Origin of the sequence: Psychrobacter sp. TB20-MNA-CIBAN-0197, from assembly GCF_040309765.1 — a bacterium.
Taxonomy (GTDB): domain Bacteria; phylum Pseudomonadota; class Gammaproteobacteria; order Pseudomonadales; family Moraxellaceae; genus Psychrobacter; species Psychrobacter submarinus.
The window spans coordinates 1-241 of the sequence record NZ_JBEOPC010001285.1; the positions used below are offsets into that span (position 1 = coordinate 1).

1 protein-coding gene is annotated in these 241 nt (G+C 44.8%); it reads left to right on the plus strand.

Annotation, left to right across the window (positions count from 1 at the left end):
- Positions 1 to 241, plus strand: a 241-nt coding sequence (locus tag AAEY83_RS18105; protein ID WP_351061471.1) for a hypothetical protein, incomplete at both ends; no start/stop codon positions are given.

Here is a 241-nt window from a genome sequence, read left to right on the forward strand (position 1 = left end):
GCCTAATGCCGATAAACTGCGCCGCCAGTTAAAAAGCCTACCTTATTATATTGAGCGAGCTGCAACGTTAGTTGCCAATGGTGACACGCCTTTTACGCTGGACGCACAAAATGGTACGTGGCTTGAAAAGCAAAAACCAACCCCACCCGATGTGAATGTTCAAGCTAATGAACTTTTTTATCAAACGTATGCCAAAGTGGGGCTTATAGTGCCCGTTATATTAAATGGCTACGATCAGGTG